This is a genomic window from Mesorhizobium sp. M0306 (assembly GCF_040321655.1).
In the GTDB taxonomy this organism is placed as follows: domain Bacteria; phylum Pseudomonadota; class Alphaproteobacteria; order Rhizobiales; family Rhizobiaceae; genus Mesorhizobium.
This window is the reverse complement of record NZ_JAMYRY010000011.1, coordinates 40,013-56,320: the sequence shown is the minus strand read 5'-3', so window position 1 is coordinate 56,320 and position 16,308 is coordinate 40,013. Positions and strand designations below refer to the sequence as shown.

Genomic DNA, 16,308 nt, shown 5'->3' with positions numbered 1-16,308 from the left:
GCCCAAAATGTTAGCCTTGGTCCTCAGGCCCAGATGGCGACGGGAATGCCGTAACGATCGGCGACCGGCGGATCCGGAAACGGCATTGCCTCGCCTCTGGCGATGCGTCCGGCAATCAGCATCATCGCCGCGGCGTCGAGGAAATCGTCGGCGCCCGCGCCGCGCGGCGGCCTCTGGTCGAGAAAATCCTGGCTATAACCATGCTGGGCAAGCAGCGCCTTGCGTTCGGCCATGCCGGCCGGATTGATGTTGCCCCTGATCTTCTTTGGCAGGCGCATCGCCCGGTTGCCGTTCAGTTTGCAGAAGGCAACTTCCGGATGCGATTCGAAGACGCGGCTGCGCAGTTCGGGGCGCGCGATCAGCAGCGAATCGATCTCGCGGATCTTGGCGAAGATGCCGAAGGCCTGGATCGAGACGCCGCGCGGCGGATCTGATGTCGTCTTGGCCACCTCACTTGCCTTGCGATGTGCGGCGTACCAGGCGTCGACCGTGGTGAAGGCCTCGATCTCCGCGTAGAGCGCGGCGCGGGAGGGGATGGCAAAGACACTGGACTGCCGGGCCCCAAGCAGCCGCCGCACCAGTGCCTCCGGGCCGCGGCCGCCTCTTTGGGAGAAATCGGGCAGGCCGATTGGCATATCGACCGCCACGATCGCATTGACGGGCAGTCGGTCGAGCAACGCCGCGAAGCTTGGGAAAACGGCTGTCGACGGTGCCGCACCGGGATCGCGGCGGACGGCTATCCAGCCGGCCTTGCAACCGTCGACGCCGACAAGCACCACACCCCTGGGCACAACACCCCTGGGCGCAACATCCCCAGGCACAACATGATCGGGCACAACATCCTTGGGCGCATCATCCTGGGGCGCACCGTCTTCGGCCTGCCTCACGCCCGGCGGTCCCGTTCCGGATGCAGGAGATGGCGAAGCTGCACCATCGCCATCGGGTGCGACAGGCTCTGGGCATCGGTCTCGAGCTGCAATTCGTCGCCGCCGCGCTTGGCGGTGCGCGCCAGGATCTCGTAGACCGCTGCCGTGGTCGATTGCAGCGCCTTGGCGGCCGGCTGGCCGGACAGGATCCGCGCCAGGTAGACGGCCGCCGTCAGGTCGCCGAGCCCATTCGGCGGCTTGTCGATGAGCCGGTGTTCGGCAAGCAGTGCCTCTCTGCCGGTGAGCAGTAAATTGCCCGTGCCGCCGGCCATCATCGCTGGTGCCGAAGTGACCAGCATTGCCGGTGGGCCGGCTTGCAGGGCTGCAGCCATTGCCGATTTCAAGTCGGGCAGCGGCGCTCCGGCCATCCATTCCAGCTCGTAGCGGTTGGGCGTGGCAATATCGGCGATCGGCATCAGCCGGTCGCGCATGGCGATTGCGGTCGGCTCAGGTACGTAGAGCCCGCCCGAATCGCCCATCACCGGGTCGCAGATATAGAGGGCGTCCGGCGTCTTCGCCTTGACCGCACCGACCAGCGAAGCGACGACTTCGGCCTGGCCAGCCTCGCCGAGATAGCCGGACAGCACGGCGCCGACCTCGCCCAGCCACGGCGCGCGCTCGAGGTCGGTCATCAGCGCCTTGAACTGGTCCAGCGGCGGCACGATGCGGGTGGCCCGGCCATGCCCCGGATGCCAGGGCAGAATGACGGTCGGCACCGCCCAAACCGGAAAGCCGAGCGTCTCCAGCGCAAAGACGGCGGCACGGTTGCCGACCGAGCCACGTGCGACATGGCTGGAGACGACGATGACCGCGCGCGGCGCGTCGGCTTTTTCGGCACTCATTGATTTTTCCTAACTGCCCCTGGTGACGAAAAGCACGAGCCAGATCAACAGGCCGATGGCAATAAGCAAGCCCGCTGCGCGACCGATGCGGGTGCCCCAATATTCGATCGGGTCCGACCGGTCGGCATCGGCCGCGGTGACGTGGTCGCGCGCGCCTTTAGTGGTTCGTGCAAGGAACGAGGTGCCGCCCGGGTCGGTCTCGCGTGCCACCCGTTCGATGATGCGGCGCGATTCCGCGTCGCTGTCGTGGCGTTTCGCCATGGTGATGTCCCGTTTTATGCCGAGCTTAACCCGTTCGCCTCGTCTGTCACAGGGCCCGACGGCGAATGGTAGAAAACCAGTAACACTTCTCGGCCGAAGTCATTTTCTTGCGCAAGGATTGTGCTAATGCTTCCCGTGCCAATGCTATCGAGGGGACCTTATCATGCTTGTCCAGCGCCTTTCTTCACCGCCAATCTTCCGTAATTTAGCTGCGTTCCTGGTCATGGCCGTCATGCTGCCGCTGCTTGCCGGCTGCGGCTACAACACCATCCCGACGGCTGAGGAAAACGCCAAGGCAGCATGGAGCGAGGTGTTGAATCAATACCAGCGCCGCGCCGATCTCATCCCCAATCTGGTCAACACGGTCAAGGGCTACGCCGCGCACGAGAAGGACACGCTCGATGCCGTCGTCGAAGCGCGCGCCAAGGCGACGCAGGTGACCGTGACGCCGGAAACGCTGAACAATCCGGAAGCCTTCAAGAAATTCCAGGACAGCCAGGCCGGCCTGACCAGCGCACTGTCGCGCCTGCTGGCGGTGGTGGAGAACTACCCCGATCTCAAGGCCAACCAGAACTTTCTGGCACTGCAAGCACAACTCGAAGGCACCGAGAACCGCATCACGGTCGCCCGCCGCGACTATATCCAGGCAGTGAGAGAGTACAATCTGACGCTGAGGACCTTCCCCTCGGTGATCTGGGCGACCTTGTGGTTCCGCGGCAACCAGCCGTTTGCGAATTTCACCATCGAGGAGGATAAGATGCAGCCGCCGAAGGTCGATTTCGGCACGCAGCAGGGCGGGTGAAGAACACCTGGTGAGCGCGGTCTCCGCTGGCCTTGCACTCCGTCGCGCCCCCTCTGTCCCGCCGGACATCTCCCCCGCAAGTGGGGAGATTGGCAGTCTTCTGCGTCCTGTCCACTCCTGCAACATTCAAAGCTAGCGAAAGCCAGCGCCGTAGTCGATCTCCCCGCAAGTGGGGGAGATGCCAAGTTTTGGCAAAGAGGGCAGGACAGAGAGGGGCGCGAAGGAACGCCAGCCTGGCATCACTGCGGATCATCTTTCTTTGCCTTAGCCTCTTTCTCCCGCTTACCGCTCTTGCCGCCGAACTGCCGGCGCTGACCGGACGAGTCGTCGACAACGCCGGCATCATCGATGCCGCGGCCAAGGCGGCGCTGACGCAGAAGCTTGCCGATTTCGAGACCAAGGGGTCCGACCAGATCGTCGTCGCGACCATTCCCAGCCTCGACGGCGAGGAGATCGAGCCTTACGCCAACCGGCTGTTTCGCGCCTGGAAACTCGGCCAGGCGAAGGAGAACAACGGCGTGCTTTTGCTGGTGGCGCCGAACGACCGCAAGATGCGCATCGAGGTCGGCTATGGGCTTGAAGGCACGCTGACCGACCTGCACACCAAGCTGATCATCGAAAACGACATGGTGCCGGCCTTCCGCGCCGGCGATTTCTCCGGCGGCATCAGCAAGGCCGTCGACGACATGATCATGGTGCTGGAAGGCAATCCCGAAGAGCTGGAGGCGCGCGGCGAACGCAACCAGCAGCCGCCGTTCAACAGCGACGATCTGTTCTTCACGATCTTCATAGCCATCTGGGCAATCATCTTTTTCGGCGGCCTCGCAGCCTCCATCCTGCCGCCGATCTTCGGCCAGAAGATCGGTCCCGGCCGCTATCGCTGGCTGGGCATGACCTTCGAGCCAAGCCGGCGGTCGTCCGGCGGCTGGTCGGGAGGTTCCGGCGGGGGATGGTCGTCGGGTTCAAGCGGTGGCGGGTTTTCCGGCGGCGGCGGTTCGTCCGGCGGCGGCGGCTCCTCGGGGAGCTGGTGACGAGATGACAAGACACGCCATCAGCCCGGTGGAATCCGGCCGTTTCATAAAAATGATCGGCACCGCGCTTATGGCCATGGCGGTGCTGCTGGTCGGCTTCGCGGCCTTCGCCGCCGAACTGCCGGCGCTGACCGGACGGGTCGTCGACAATGCCGGCATCATCGATACCGCGACCAAGGCGGCGCTGACGCAGAAGCTTGCCGATTTCGAGACCAAGGGGTCCGACCAGATCGTCGTCGCGACCATCCCCAGCCTCGACGGCGAGGAGATCGAGCCTTACGCCAACCGGCTGTTTCGCGCCTGGAAACTCGGCCAGGCGAAGGAGAACAACGGCGTGCTTTTGCTGGTGGCGCCGAACGACCGCAAGATGCGCATCGAGGTCGGCTATGGGCTGGAAGGCACGCTGACCGATCTGCACACCAAGCTGATCATCGAAAACGACATGGTGCCGGCTTTCCGTGCCGGCGATTTCTCAGGCGGCATCAGCAAGGCCGTCGACGACATGATCATGGTGCTGGAAGGCAATCCCGAAGAACTGGAGGCGCGCGGCAAGCGCAATCCGGCGAATGACAACCCTGTCGATCCCATCTTCGTGCTGTTCATCGTCCTGTGGGCGACGATGTTCTTCGGCGGCTTGGCAATGGCGTTCCTGCCGCCGATCTTCGGCACGAAACTGTCGCCGGGCGTGTACAAATGGCTGGGCATGACGTTCCGCTACGGCCGTGGGCCAGGTTCGTCACCCTCCGGTGGCGGGGGCTGGACGTCGGGGACCTCGTCCGGCAGTGGCTGGTCGTCTGGAAGTTCCGGCAGCGGTTGGTCGTCCGGAAGTTCCGGCGGCGGGTTTTCAGGCGGCGGCGGTTCGTCCGGCGGCGGCGGTTCTTCAGGAAGCTGGTGAGACATCAATCATGGCAACACGACCGATCAGCCCCGAGGATCATGAGCGCATCGCCGATGCGATCCGCGCTGCCGAATCAAAGACCGACGGCGAGATCTACTGCGTCGTGGCGCACGCCAGCGACGGCTATTTCTTCCCGGCCGCTTTCATGGCGATGCTCGGCATGCTCGTCGTCAGTCTCGGCGTCGGTTACGGGCTGGAAGCCTGGTGGCTGTCGATCCGCTTGCCGCATTTCGTCATCGCCGAGCTTCTGGCGCTTGCCAGTGTGCTCATCCTGTTGTGGGCACTGCCCGCATTGCGCATCCATTTGGTGCCGAGGCGTCTGCGCTACCAGGCCGCCCACGCCAATGCGATGAAGCAGTTCCTCGCTCGCAACGTCCACCGCACCACGGCGCGCACCGGCGTGCTGGTGTTCGTCTCGATTGCGGAGCGCTATGCCGAGGTGGTCGCCGACAGCGGGATCGATTCTCGTGTCGGCCAGCATGTCTGGGACGGTGTCGTCCGCGACCTTACGGCGCATGCCGGCGACGATCGGCTTGCCGAGGGGTTCGTCAAGGCGATCCAAGCGGTCGGTGCGGTACTGGCCGAGCATTTTCCGGTCTCGACCGGCGACAGCAACGAACTGGACGACCATCTGGTCGAGATTTGATCTCGCCAAAAGCGGTTTTGCAGCGTCTCAAGGACGCACCGTCCGGCTGTGTGAAAGCATCGCGGCGGCTGACCGGACTCTTGCAATCGGGCGCAGCGGGTTTATGGTTAACCAATCATGAATACGCTGAGCATCGACATCAGGAAAGCCGAACCGCGCGATGCAGCCGCCATCGCCGACGTGCATCTCGAGGCCTGGCGCGGCGCCTATTCGGGCATCATCCCGCACCGCACGCTGACATCGATGATCAACCGCCGCGGCGCCGACTGGTGGGCGAATGCCATTCGCCGCGCTGCCACCGTCCTGGTCGTCGAAATCGGCGGCAAAATTGCCGGCTATGCGACGATCGGCAAGAACCGCGCCCGCGAACTCAGGCAGCAGGGCGAGATCTACGAACTTTACCTGCGGCCGGAATATCAAGGCATCGGGCTCGGCAGCCGGCTGTTCTCGGCCGCACGGGCACGGCTGGCCGACCATGGCCTGAAAGGCATGGTGGTCTGGGCGCTGGAAGACAATCAGAACGCACTTGCCTTCTATGCCGGCGCCGGTGGCCGCGATGTTGCCGAGGGCGTCGAGATATTCGAGCAGAAAGCGCTGAAGAAGGTCGCTTTCGTCTGGGAATGACGGCCAGCGCATGATCCGGCCGGTTTTCGGTTCGGACGATCTCCCCGTACCATTCGCCGCATTGCACCATTCGCCGTCGCCCGCTATCGATCTCCAATCGAGAGAGGGATAAAGCGATGCGTATCGAAGCGATTGCCAGCGGAAAGAACCCGCCCGAGGACGTCAACGTCATCATCGAGGTGCCGATCGGCGGCGAGCCGATCAAGTACGAGATGGACAAGGAGGCCGGCACGCTGTTCGTCGACCGCTTCCTGCACACGTCGATGCGTTATCCCGGTAATTACGGTTTCGTGCCGCACACGCTGTCGGGCGACGGCGACCCGATCGACGTGCTGGTCTGCAACACACGCGCGCTGGTGCCGGGCTGTGTCATCAATGTGCGGCCGATCGGCGTGCTGGTGATGGAGGACAATGCCGGCCAGGACGAGAAGGTCATCGCGGTGCCTTCGCCCAAGCTGACCTTGCGCTATGAGGACGTTCACGAATACACCCAATTGCCCGACATTACCCGCCAGCAAGTGCAGCACTTCTTCGAGCACTACAAGGATCTCGAACCCGGCAAATGGGTCAAGATCGAGGGCTGGTACGACGCCGCCTATGCCAAGAAGATGATCGTCGAGGCAATCGAGCGGGCCAAGCGCAAGTAATTAACGGGCGCAAATAATCAGTTATCGACGCGGCCGAAATCGGGCGTGTTGCCGATCACCACACGCTTGTCCTTGCCGCAGGCGAAGGTGCGGGCCTTCTCGTCGGCAAGCTTGCGCGCCTGATCGTTGGCGGCGGGATTGCCGGTGGCGAGCACAAGGGCGATCGTGCAGCCTTCGTGGGCGTCAGGCTGGGCAACCTTGGCGACGATCAGGACTTCCGTCGACTTGTTCTCGCCCTCGCTATCGCTGATCGAGCGACGATGGATGACCGCGAAAGGGACGACAGTTTTGCCGTTGGTTTCGATCCGCCACTCGACTTTGGGTCCAGCCGAATTGAGACCGGAAAAGCTTTCCCAGACCGTGGTCATATCGCCAGGTGGAAAGCCGTAGAACAGCGATTCCCGCGCATCGTCGTAGGAAACCATCACCGGGTAGCCGCCATAGCCCGAACAGGCGAGGTCGGCCCAGTCGCCGTCGCCTTCCTCCGCCTGGGCATAGGTCACGCAGTCCTTCTCCCAGACGAGATCGCTATAGACGCTGGATATGTCGCCAGCCCGGGCGGCATTGCAGAAGCCAGCGAAGGCAAATGGGATCAAAAGAGCGCGCATGGCGGACAACTCCGTTTGGGCTGCCGCAGCGTACCGTCAAATTTAGCGGCAGCCTAGACGAACTCAGGCTGCTCACAGTGATCTGGTAAACGGAACGCTATTTCTTCAAGCTTGCTTCGATCAGAAGGTCGGCGTTGCGGGCCACGGACTTCGCCGGTCCGCCGGCACCGAACAGCTGCCCGCTGATATAGGCACCCTCGATCAGAAGCAGCAGCCCGTCGCCCAGCGTGTCGGCGTCGCGGGCACCCATTGCCGCCGCCATGGCGCGCAGGCGTCGGCGCAATTCCTGCTTGTTGGCCTCGCTCACCACGCGGGCCGGGTGGCCATGTTCGGGATATTCGACCGCGGCATTGGTCATGCCGCAGCCGCGATAGTCGGGCCTTTGCGTGCGCTTGCCGACACGCGTCAGGAAGGCGACGATCTGGGCGCGCGGATCGCCGGGATGGGCATTCACCGCCACGTCGAAGCGTTCCCAGAATTCGAGGTCATAGTGCCGGAGGTAGGATGCGGCCAGCTCATCCTTGGACGGAAAGCTGCGGTAGAGGCTGGGCTTGGTGACGCCGGCACGCCGCACGATCTCATCGACGCCTATTGCCCTGATGCCTTGCCTATAGAACAGATCGCGCGCCACCTGGAGGATCCGTTCGGCGGCGCGAGGCGGCGGTGCGTCATTGGCTTTGATCGTTGGTTCAATGTTTTTCATGCCTGGTCTGCCGATTGCCTGGTTGACAATGTTACCGGTCGGTACGTATGTTTCGCGCTCCTGCAACGTACCGGTCAGTAACATGATAGCTCAATCCCGTCCGTTTGGCCAGCGCTACGCTTTCGTCGTGGTCGCCGTCATCTTCCTCTGCCTGCTCATCGCGGCGGGCCTGCGTTCGGCGCCGGCAGTCATGATGCTGCCGCTGGAGAACAGTTTCGGCTGGCGGCGCGACGTCGTCTCGCTGGCGGCGGCCACCGGCATCTTCCTCTATGGCCTGACCGGGCCCTTTGCCGCAGCGCTGATGGAGCGGATCGGGCTGCGCCGCACATTGCTTGCCGCGCTGCTTTTGATGTCCGGATCGACCGCGCTCAGCCTGCTGATGACCAAGCCATGGCATCTGCTCCTCACCTGGGGCGTGTTTTCCGGCATCAGTTCGGGCGCTGTCGCCACCGTGCTCGGCGCAACCATCGTCAACCGCTGGTTCAAGACCAATCGCGGCCTGGTGATGGGGCTGATGTCGGCCTCCAGCGCCACCGGTCTGCTGGTCTTCCTGCCGCTGCTCGCCTCGCTCGCCCAGTCGGGCGGCTGGAAGCCGGTCGCCATTGCCATTGCCGTGGCCACCGCCGCCTTGGTGCCGCTGGTTTACATGCTGGTGCCGGAGCGCCCGGCCTCGATCGGCATGATGCGTTACGGTGCCGAGGCCGACGACGTGCCGCCGGCGCCGCCGGCCGCGCAAGGCAATTTCCTCGCGCATACACTGAGCACGTTGCGCCGAGCTGCCGGTACGCGCGTGTTCTGGTACCTGTTCGCCACCTTCTTTGTTTGCGGCTTCACCACCAACGGGTTGGTCGGCACGCATCTGATCGCCTTTTGCGGCGACATGGGCATCGGCGAAGTGCAGGCCGCAGGCCTGCTCTCGATGATGGGCATCTTCGATCTTATCGGCACGACACTGTCGGGCTGGCTCACCGACCGTTTCGACCCCCGCAAGCTGCTCGGCGTCTATTACGGTATTCGCGGCCTGTCGCTGATCTATCTGCCTTATTCCGGCTTCTCGGCCACCAGCCTGATCATCTTCGCCGTGTTTTACGGACTGGACTGGATCGCCACCGTGCCGCCGACGCTCAGGCTTTCCAACGAGGCGTTCGGCGACCGCAGCGGGCCGATCGTCTTCGGCTGGATCGTCGCCGGCCATCAGGTCGGTGCGGCGACAGCGGCCTTTTTCGGCGGCACCATGCGCGAGCTGCAAGGCAATTACGAGCTTGCCTTCCTGATCGCCGGCATGACGGCAATAGCCGCCGCCTGCATCTCGCTGCTGATCAACACCGCCCGCCCGGCGTTTGATCCGGAACCGCAGGCGGCTTGAGCTGCGACGGCTGAGCGCTAATCTCCCCCCTTGAGGGGGAGATGGCCGCGAAGCGGCCAGAGGGGGGCGGTCCGACCGGGCTCGGCCCCTTATCGTAGGCGCAAGAGGTCGGCGCTCCATGCGAGACAACCCCCTCTGTCGCCTTCGGCGACATCTCCCCCTCAAGGAGGGAGATTCGCCAGCCTGTTGATCGTCAGAAAACCTTCATCGTTTCGAAATGTGCCTGAAACATTGAAGCTGGAGCTTGGCGGCGACGTTCAACGCCATCCAGGAGACAGCCATGAACAAGATTTCGATGACACGGCGCGCTTTCGTCACGTCGGCCAGCGCCGTTGGCCTGGTCGGCGCCTCGGGTCTCGCCCTTCCCTCTTACTCGCGCGCCAATCAGCGCCCGGCCTTCACCCATGGCATTCAGTCCGGCGACGTCGACGCGACCAGCGGCATGGTCTGGACGCGCACGGACCGGCCGTCGCGCGTCATGTTCGAAGTGTCGTCGACGGAAAGCTTCGCCAATGCCGTCCGCCTGGCGCCGCTCGACACCTCGCCGGCCAGCGATTATACGGTGAAGCGGCTGCTTACCGATCTCGCCTCCGACCAGGACATCTTCTACCGCATGGTCGCGGCCGATCTTTCCGACATCAACGCCGTTTCCGAGCCGATCGTCGGCCGCTTCCGCACGGCACCTGCCTCGAAGCGCGACATTCGTTTCGCCTGGTCGGGCGACACCGCCGGCCAAGGCTGGGGCATCGATGACACCGGCATGAAGACCTATGCCACGATTGCGAAGCACACGCCCGACTTCTTCCTGCATTCGGGCGATACGATCTATGCCGATGGCGCGATGAAGGACGAGGTCGACCTGCCCAATGGCGGCAAGTGGAAAAACACAGTGCTGATCGACGAGAAGCGCAAGGTTGCCGAGACGCTGGACGAATACCGGGCGCAGTGGAAATACAACATGATGGACAAGAACGTTCTTGCGCTCAGCGCCATCTGCCCGACTTTCTATCAGTGGGACGACCATGAGGTGCTGAACAACTGGTCGGACTCGAAGGACCTGTCGGCCGACGACCGCTACACCGAAAAGTCAATCCATGTGCTTGCGGCACGTGCGGCGCGCGCCTTCCACGAGATGACGACCATCCGCTACGAACCGTCGGAGCCCGGCCGCGTCTACCGCAAGATCGCCTATGGTCCGCTGCTCGACGTGTTCTTCCTCGACATGCGTTCCTACCGCGGCCCCAACGGTTCGGACATGCAGGAGACGATGACGCCTGAATCGCGCATCCTCGGCGAACAGCAGATCAAATGGTTGAAGCGCGAGCTGGCAAATTCCAACGCGACGTGGAAAATCATCGCCGCCGATATGCCGCTCGGCCTCGTGGTCTGGAATGACGGTACCAAGAAGGTCGGGGCCGAGGCAGTCAGCAATGGCGACAATGGCCCGGCCAAGGGGCGCGAGCTGGAAATTGCCGACCTTCTTCGCTATATAAAGAATGCGGGCATCAGTAACACTGTCTGGCTCACCGCAGACGTGCATTACACAGCCGCGCATTACTACAATCCGGACAAGGCGCAGTTCCAGGACTTCAACCCGTTTTGGGAATTCGTTTCGGGTCCGATCCATTCCGGCACGTTCGGGCCTAATGGTTTCGACATGACGTTCGGCCCGGAGTTGAAGTTCATAAAGGCACCGACGGCCGAACAGGGTCAAAACCTGCCGCCGTCGGCCGGCCTGCAGTTCTTCGGGCTCGTCGACATCGATGGCGCCACCGAGCAGTTGACGGTGCGGCTGATGGATCGCGACGACAGCGAACTCTACAAGGTCACGCTCGATCCAGTGCGGTCGGCGTGAGCGACTGCGCCACTACCCTCGGGCTAGCCCGAGGGTAGGACGTGTATCAATCGGGATAGCAGACGACGGGAATGTTGGGCCAGACGGCGCTGTCGCATCCGGCATTTTGCTGCCGCTGCTTGAAGGCGGCGCTGACCGGCCCGGTCACCACCGAATCGACGCCATCGGGAGCATCGGCAAAAAGCTGCTCCGCCGACCGCTTGTCGGACGGCAAAGCAGTCCGCGTCTCCTTGAACGACGCCGCCGACTGCGCCGCGCCTGCCGCGAGGAGGACGGCGAGTGCGGTACATGCCAAAATCGGCCGGAGTCTGATGCCTGCGTCGATCATGAAATTCGAACTGCCCGGACCATGAAAGGTTCCGCCTTGGTTAATAATTCCACTTCACACCAAGACATTTAAGATTTGGTGACTTTATTTGGTGGCTCGCCTCCTCTTTCGCAATTGCGAAAAACCCTGTATGAGCCGCCCAACCGAAAGAGGCAGCGCCTTTTGGCCTGCTGCCTGCAACGCTCCCGAGACCAAAACATGAAAATCCGCAACATCGCGATCATCGCGCACGTCGACCATGGAAAAACCACCCTCGTCGATCAGCTTCTGAAACAGTCCGGCTCGTTCCGAGACAACCAGCGCGTCGCCGAGCGCGCCATGGATTCGAACGATCTCGAAAAGGAACGCGGCATCACCATTCTGGCCAAGGCGACCTCGGTCGACTGGAAGGATACCCGCATCAATATCGTCGACACGCCCGGCCACGCCGACTTCGGCGGCGAGGTCGAGCGCATCCTGTCGATGGTGGATTCGGCCATCGTGCTGGTCGACGCCGCCGAGGGGCCGATGCCGCAGACCAAATTCGTCGTCGGCAAGGCGCTCAAGGTCGGACTGAAGCCTATCGTCGTCATCAACAAGATCGACCGGCCGGATGCCCGCCACGTCGAAGTGGTCAACGAGGTGTTCGACCTGTTTGCGGCGCTTGACGCGACCGACGAGCAGCTCGACTTCCCGATCCTTTACGGTTCAGGCCGCGACGGCTGGGTCTCGGAAAACCCCGAAGGTCCGAAGGACCAGGCTCTGGCGCCGCTGTTCGACCTCGTCATCAAGCACGTACCGGCGCCGACCGTTCATCCCGGCCCGTTCCGCATGATCGGCACCATTCTGGAAGCCAATCCGTTCCTCGGCCGCATCATCACCGGCCGTATCGAATCCGGCACGCTGAAATCCAACCAGGCGGTCAAGGTGCTGCACCATGACGGCACCCAGGTCGAAACCGGCCGCATCTCGAAGATCCTCGCTTTCCGCGGGCTCGAGCGCCAGCCGATCGACGAAGCGCAGGCGGGCGACATCGTCGCCATCGCCGGCTTGTCGAAAGGCACTGTCGCCGACACGTTCTGCGACCTGTCGGTGACCGAGCCGCTGCACGCGCAGCCGATCGATCCGCCGACAGTGACGATGTCGTTCCTCGTCAACGATTCCCCGCTGGCCGGCACCGAAGGCGACAAGGTGACCAGCCGCGTCATCCGCGACCGCCTGCTGCGCGAGGCCGAAGGCAATGTCGCGCTGAAGATCGAGGAATCGCCGGACAAGGATTCGTTCTTCGTCTCCGGCCGCGGCGAATTGCAGTTGGCCGTGCTGATCGAGACGATGCGCCGCGAAGGTTTTGAGATCGCCGTGTCGCGGCCGCGCGTCGTCATGCAGAAGGGCGAGAACGGCGAATTGCTGGAGCCGGTAGAGGAAGTCGTCATCGACGTCGACGAGGAGCATGCCGGCGTCGTCGTGCAGAAGATGTCGGAGCGCAAGGCCGAGATGGTCGAACTGCGCCCGTCGGGCGGCAATCGCCAGCGCATCGTCTTCCACGCGCCGACGCGCGGCCTGATCGGCTACCAGTCGGAGCTGCTGACCGACACGCGCGGTACCGCTGTCATGAACCGGCTGTTCCATGCCTATGAACCCTACAAGGGCGAATTGCCGGGCCGCACCAACGGCGTGCTGATCTCCAACGAACAGGGTGAATCGGTGGCTTACGCCATGTGGAACCTGGAAGACCGCGGCCCGATGGTCATCGACCCCGGCGTCAAGGTTTATCAGGGCATGATCATCGGCATCCATTCCAGGGACAACGACCTCGAAGTCAACGTGCTGAAGGGCAAGAAGCTGACCAACATCCGCGCCGCCGGCAAGGACGAGGCGGTGAAGCTGACGCCGCCGATCCGCATGACGCTGGAACGCGCGCTGGCCTGGATCCAGGACGACGAGCTGGTCGAAGTGACGCCGAAGACCATCCGCCTGCGCAAGCTCTATCTCGACCCGAACGAGCGCAAGCGTTTTGAAAAATCAGCGAAAGTGGTCGGCGCGGCATAAGCCACTTTTCTCAGCCATTATGAGGGAGGGAGCACGTGCGTGCTTCCTCCCTTTTTATCTTACCCGCCGGCAGCCGCGATAATGCCGTCCCGGTCTGGTTCGCCAGACAGGTGGATGCGGATCGCCGTTCCCGCCCGAGCCGGCCTGCGCAAGGCTTTGGCCCCGTCCGGACCAACCACCAGCAATCGCTTCTCTTCCCAAGCCTGAAGCCGCGATCGCGAGACACCGAGTTCGCTGGCCAGCAACCGGTCGAGCCGCAAGGCTGTCGGCATTTCGAGCCAGAGCTGAAGTTCGAGAGCGCTGGTATTTTCCGGCCTGTCCCCGAGCACCTGCTTATGAACGATGGCTTCAGGAAACTCCTCAACGCGCCCGATCCTGCTTCGCAATGCGGCAACATCGAAAGCATGGCGCCGCGCCAGGACCGGATCGTTGCTTTCGAGCGCCTGCAATATTGCCGGTTCGATATCGCGGCGGCTGCAGCGCTCCAGAATGCCGAAATTCCAGGAATTGTCGCAGTCGATGCAGCGGTAGATCAACCAGGCGTCAATGCATTTGCCATTGACGTTGACGCGGAATTTGCCGCTGCAGCGATAGGCTTTCAGGCCGCCGCAGCGATTGCAATTGAGGTGAGGTCGAGGTGCGGTTTTGGGCGCGATCGCCCAGCGGATACGCAGTATCGAAGGCATGCCGAAAAGCCCTTCCCGTCGGGAAGTTCGTCAGATCGGCGATGTCGAGATACCCATGCGGGCACGGCGTGGCGAGAGACTGCGGCAGTTGAAATCAGGTGTCGCGGGTGGCTATGCGCGACAGCGGTTCAGCAGTGCCAAACCGGTCTCGAACCGCCACCCTGAAGAACAGATCATGTGAAAACAGGCACCGCGACTGCGACGGCCTGCTCTGTGCTGGGGGAGTTGACGAGACCGGCGGTTACGTAGGCAAAATGAAGCTCGAAATGATGTCGGGACGATATTTCTAGCCGCGAGGCGCCTGGCCGACAAGCCTTGTTTCGGTGGACGCTACCGTCGCCGGAACAGTTGGGTTATGTTGAACGACCCAAAAATTTCAAACGAGATCCGCGTCATGCATTTCACATCGCTGCTGATTTTTGCCGGCGCCCTGCTTGTTGCCGCCGGCTCGCCCGGCCCATCGATCGCCGCTCTTGTGGCGCGGGTCATCGCAAAGGGGTTTCGCGACGTGTTTCCGTTCCTGGTTGCCATGTGGATCGGCGAAGCGATCTAGCTGTCACTGGCGGTGTTCGGCCTCGCCGTGGTGGCGCAGACGTTCCACTTTGCCTTTGTCGTCGTGAAATGGGTTGGCGTCGTCTATCTCGCCTGGCTTGCCTGGAAGATGTGGAGGGCATCGGTCGAGGCAAAGGAAGGTTCGCTGCCGCGCGAAGATTCACCGGCTAAGCTGTTCTTTGCCGGCATGGCGGTGACGCTCGGCAACCCCAAGATCATGATGTTCTATCTGGCGCTGCTGCCGACCATCATCGACCTCGGTTCGGTCAGCATGGTCGGCTGGGTCGAGCTGACGGCGACCATGGCCGTGGTCCTGGTCGCCATCGATTTGACATGGGTGCTCGCCGCATCGCAGGCGCGCAAGCTCTTGAGGAGCAAGCGGGCGATGAAGATCGCCAACCGCATCAGCGCCGGCACCATGGCCGGCGCTGCGGCGGCAATCGCCGCGCGGTCTTGAGCCGGCGTCAACCCATTTCGATTATCGGTGCGATCTCGACGCTGAAACCCGGGTCCGTCAAGATAGGACAATCCTTGGCTTTGCCGACGGCATCGTCGATGTCTTTCGCTTCGATGATGGTGTAACCGGCGGTCGGATTGCTGCCGCCATTGTTCTCGACCTTGCCGCCGGGCAGCACGGTCTTCGACATGCCGACTGGATTGCCACCGTCGACCACGGCTGAGCCAAGCTTGCCGTACCAGCCGTTCCAGGCATCCATCGCTGCCTTCCGTTCGGCCTCCTCGGTCGGCATCTTGCCCGAGCCGTGATAGACGTAGAGAAATTTCGCCATGTTCTCCTCCTTTGATCGGCGGCATCGAACCGGCATGCGGTCATGCCGCATGCCGATCATCGGACCAAACCGGCAAACAAGCAACGAGAATGCGAAGTAGCTAATATAATGTGCGGTTGGATCCCACCAGCGGCGCCCTATCGCGCCATCGCGTGGTATTCATCGTTCGGCCGCATATCGATCGCCGATGCCAGCCGGTTCGACATGTTGAAGAACGCCGCGGTCGAGGCGACGTCCCAGATGTCGCGGTCGGAAAAGCCGACTTGCCGCAGCGCCGCCCGGTCCGCTTCGACGATCTTTGCCGGCTGTTCGGTCAGCTTCACCGCGAATTCGAGCATGGCGCGTTGCCTGTCCGACAGCTTGGCGGCGCGAAAATTCATCACCATCATCTCGCCCAAGGCCGGGTCGCCGGAAAGCTGGCGCACCGCCGCGCCATGCGCGACCAGGCAATAGTAGCAATGGTTGACCGACGAGACGGCCACCGCGATCATCTCGTGCTCGAGTTTCGACAGGCCAGATTCACCCAGCATCAAATCATTGTACATGTCGGTGAAAGCGCGCAGCTTCTTCTCGTCGAAGGCATAGGCGAGCAGCACATTGGGAACGAGGCCGAGCTTCTCCCGGCACTTGGCGAAATAAGCCTTGGTCGCGTCGCTCAGCTCCGCCGGTGCCAGGTCAAGCGCGGTGATTTTGTGCGTCATGGGGATTTCTCCTCGT

At 62.8% G+C, this 16,308-nt stretch carries 18 protein-coding genes and 1 pseudogene; 10 read left to right on the top strand and 9 right to left on the bottom strand.

The features are described 5' to 3' along the window. Positions 1-23: 23 nt before the first annotated feature. From NKI95_RS17440 to NKI95_RS17430, 3 genes are all read right to left on the bottom strand, one after another. The gene (locus NKI95_RS17440) at positions 24-779 is read right to left on the bottom strand and encodes a DUF429 domain-containing protein (RefSeq protein WP_352718526.1); all 756 of its coding nucleotides are present in this window, start codon (positions 777-779) and stop codon (positions 24-26) included. 104 nt (positions 780-883) lie between these two features. Beyond that, entirely contained in the window at positions 884-1,768 is an 885-nt protein-coding gene (gene pdxY / locus NKI95_RS17435) for a pyridoxal kinase PdxY (RefSeq protein WP_352718357.1), read from the bottom strand. A 9-nt stretch (positions 1,769-1,777) separates the two neighbouring features. Next, positions 1,778-2,029, bottom strand: a complete 252-nt coding sequence (locus NKI95_RS17430; protein WP_023678142.1) for a hypothetical protein — start codon at positions 2,027-2,029, stop codon at positions 1,778-1,780. Positions 2,030-2,192: 163 nt separating this feature from the next. On the opposite strand from NKI95_RS17430, the gene NKI95_RS17425 reads away from it, so the two are divergent. The 6 genes from NKI95_RS17425 to ppa all read left to right on the top strand — a co-directional run bounded on the left by NKI95_RS17425 (position 2,193) and on the right by ppa (position 6,677). Continuing rightward, positions 2,193-2,831 (top strand): LemA family protein, encoded by a 639-nt coding sequence (locus NKI95_RS17425; protein ID WP_352718354.1) that lies wholly within the window; start codon positions 2,193-2,195, stop codon positions 2,829-2,831. A gap of 233 nt (positions 2,832-3,064) precedes the next feature. After that, complete coding sequence (locus NKI95_RS17420; RefSeq protein WP_502909184.1) at positions 3,065-3,862, top strand: TPM domain-containing protein; 798 nt, start codon at positions 3,065-3,067, stop codon at positions 3,860-3,862. 52 nt (positions 3,863-3,914) lie between these two features. Then, positions 3,915-4,757: a TPM domain-containing protein gene (locus tag NKI95_RS17415; protein ID WP_352718523.1), complete on the top strand. Its 843-nt coding sequence runs from the start codon at positions 3,915-3,917 to the stop codon at positions 4,755-4,757. A 10-nt stretch (positions 4,758-4,767) separates the two neighbouring features. Continuing rightward, entirely contained in the window at positions 4,768-5,406 is a 639-nt protein-coding gene (locus tag NKI95_RS17410) for a TPM domain-containing protein (RefSeq protein ID WP_352458086.1), read from the top strand. A 117-nt stretch (positions 5,407-5,523) separates the two neighbouring features. After that, positions 5,524-6,030 (top strand): GNAT family N-acetyltransferase, encoded by a 507-nt coding sequence (locus tag NKI95_RS17405; protein WP_023678138.1) that lies wholly within the window; start codon positions 5,524-5,526, stop codon positions 6,028-6,030. 116 nt (positions 6,031-6,146) lie between these two features. Then, complete coding sequence (ppa, locus tag NKI95_RS17400) at positions 6,147-6,677, top strand: inorganic diphosphatase (protein WP_023721304.1); 531 nt, start codon at positions 6,147-6,149, stop codon at positions 6,675-6,677. A gap of 17 nt (positions 6,678-6,694) precedes the next feature. Here the strand turns inward: ppa and NKI95_RS17395 are convergent, their stop codons facing one another. Together NKI95_RS17395 and NKI95_RS17390 are read right to left on the bottom strand one after the other, a co-directional pair. Further along, the gene (locus tag NKI95_RS17395; RefSeq protein WP_352718348.1) at positions 6,695-7,285 is read right to left on the bottom strand and encodes a hypothetical protein; all 591 of its coding nucleotides are present in this window, start codon (positions 7,283-7,285) and stop codon (positions 6,695-6,697) included. A 97-nt stretch (positions 7,286-7,382) separates the two neighbouring features. Continuing rightward, positions 7,383-7,988 (bottom strand): TetR/AcrR family transcriptional regulator, encoded by a 606-nt coding sequence (locus tag NKI95_RS17390; RefSeq protein ID WP_352718344.1) that lies wholly within the window; start codon positions 7,986-7,988, stop codon positions 7,383-7,385. Positions 7,989-8,070: 82 nt separating this feature from the next. On the opposite strand from NKI95_RS17390, the gene NKI95_RS17385 reads away from it, so the two are divergent. Both NKI95_RS17385 and NKI95_RS17380 read left to right on the top strand, forming a co-directional pair. After that, positions 8,071-9,354 (top strand): MFS transporter, encoded by a 1,284-nt coding sequence (locus NKI95_RS17385; protein ID WP_352718341.1) that lies wholly within the window; start codon positions 8,071-8,073, stop codon positions 9,352-9,354. Positions 9,355-9,634: 280 nt separating this feature from the next. After that, entirely contained in the window at positions 9,635-11,209 is a 1,575-nt protein-coding gene (locus NKI95_RS17380; protein ID WP_352718339.1) for an alkaline phosphatase D family protein, read from the top strand. A gap of 46 nt (positions 11,210-11,255) precedes the next feature. Here the strand turns inward: NKI95_RS17380 and NKI95_RS17375 are convergent, their stop codons facing one another. Further along, positions 11,256-11,537: a hypothetical protein gene (locus tag NKI95_RS17375; protein WP_352718336.1), complete on the bottom strand. Its 282-nt coding sequence runs from the start codon at positions 11,535-11,537 to the stop codon at positions 11,256-11,258. 198 nt (positions 11,538-11,735) lie between these two features. Between NKI95_RS17375 and typA the strand changes: the two genes are divergently transcribed. Further along, positions 11,736-13,565: a translational GTPase TypA gene (gene typA / locus NKI95_RS17370; RefSeq protein WP_352465599.1), complete on the top strand. Its 1,830-nt coding sequence runs from the start codon at positions 11,736-11,738 to the stop codon at positions 13,563-13,565. 59 nt (positions 13,566-13,624) lie between these two features. Here typA and NKI95_RS17365 read toward each other — a convergent pair whose 3' ends face one another. After that, on the bottom strand, positions 13,625-14,251 hold the full coding sequence (locus tag NKI95_RS17365; RefSeq protein WP_352718334.1) for a DUF1062 domain-containing protein: 627 nt from the start codon (positions 14,249-14,251) through the stop codon (positions 13,625-13,627). 394 nt (positions 14,252-14,645) lie between these two features. On the opposite strand from NKI95_RS17365, the pseudogene NKI95_RS17360 reads away from it, so the two are divergent. Beyond that, positions 14,646-15,260, top strand: a pseudogene (locus NKI95_RS17360) (LysE family translocator). Between the two features lie 7 nt (positions 15,261-15,267). Here the strand turns inward: NKI95_RS17360 and NKI95_RS17355 are convergent. Both NKI95_RS17355 and NKI95_RS17350 read right to left on the bottom strand, forming a co-directional pair. After that, positions 15,268-15,591 carry a YciI family protein gene (locus tag NKI95_RS17355; RefSeq protein ID WP_352489156.1) on the bottom strand — a complete coding sequence of 108 codons (324 nt, stop codon included), beginning with the start codon at positions 15,589-15,591 and terminating at the stop codon, positions 15,268-15,270. 137 nt (positions 15,592-15,728) lie between these two features. Then, a complete protein-coding gene (locus tag NKI95_RS17350) occupies positions 15,729-16,292 on the bottom strand; it encodes a peroxidase-related enzyme (RefSeq protein ID WP_352718332.1) in 564 nt (187 codons plus the stop codon). Between the last annotated feature and the right edge of the window lie 16 nt (positions 16,293-16,308).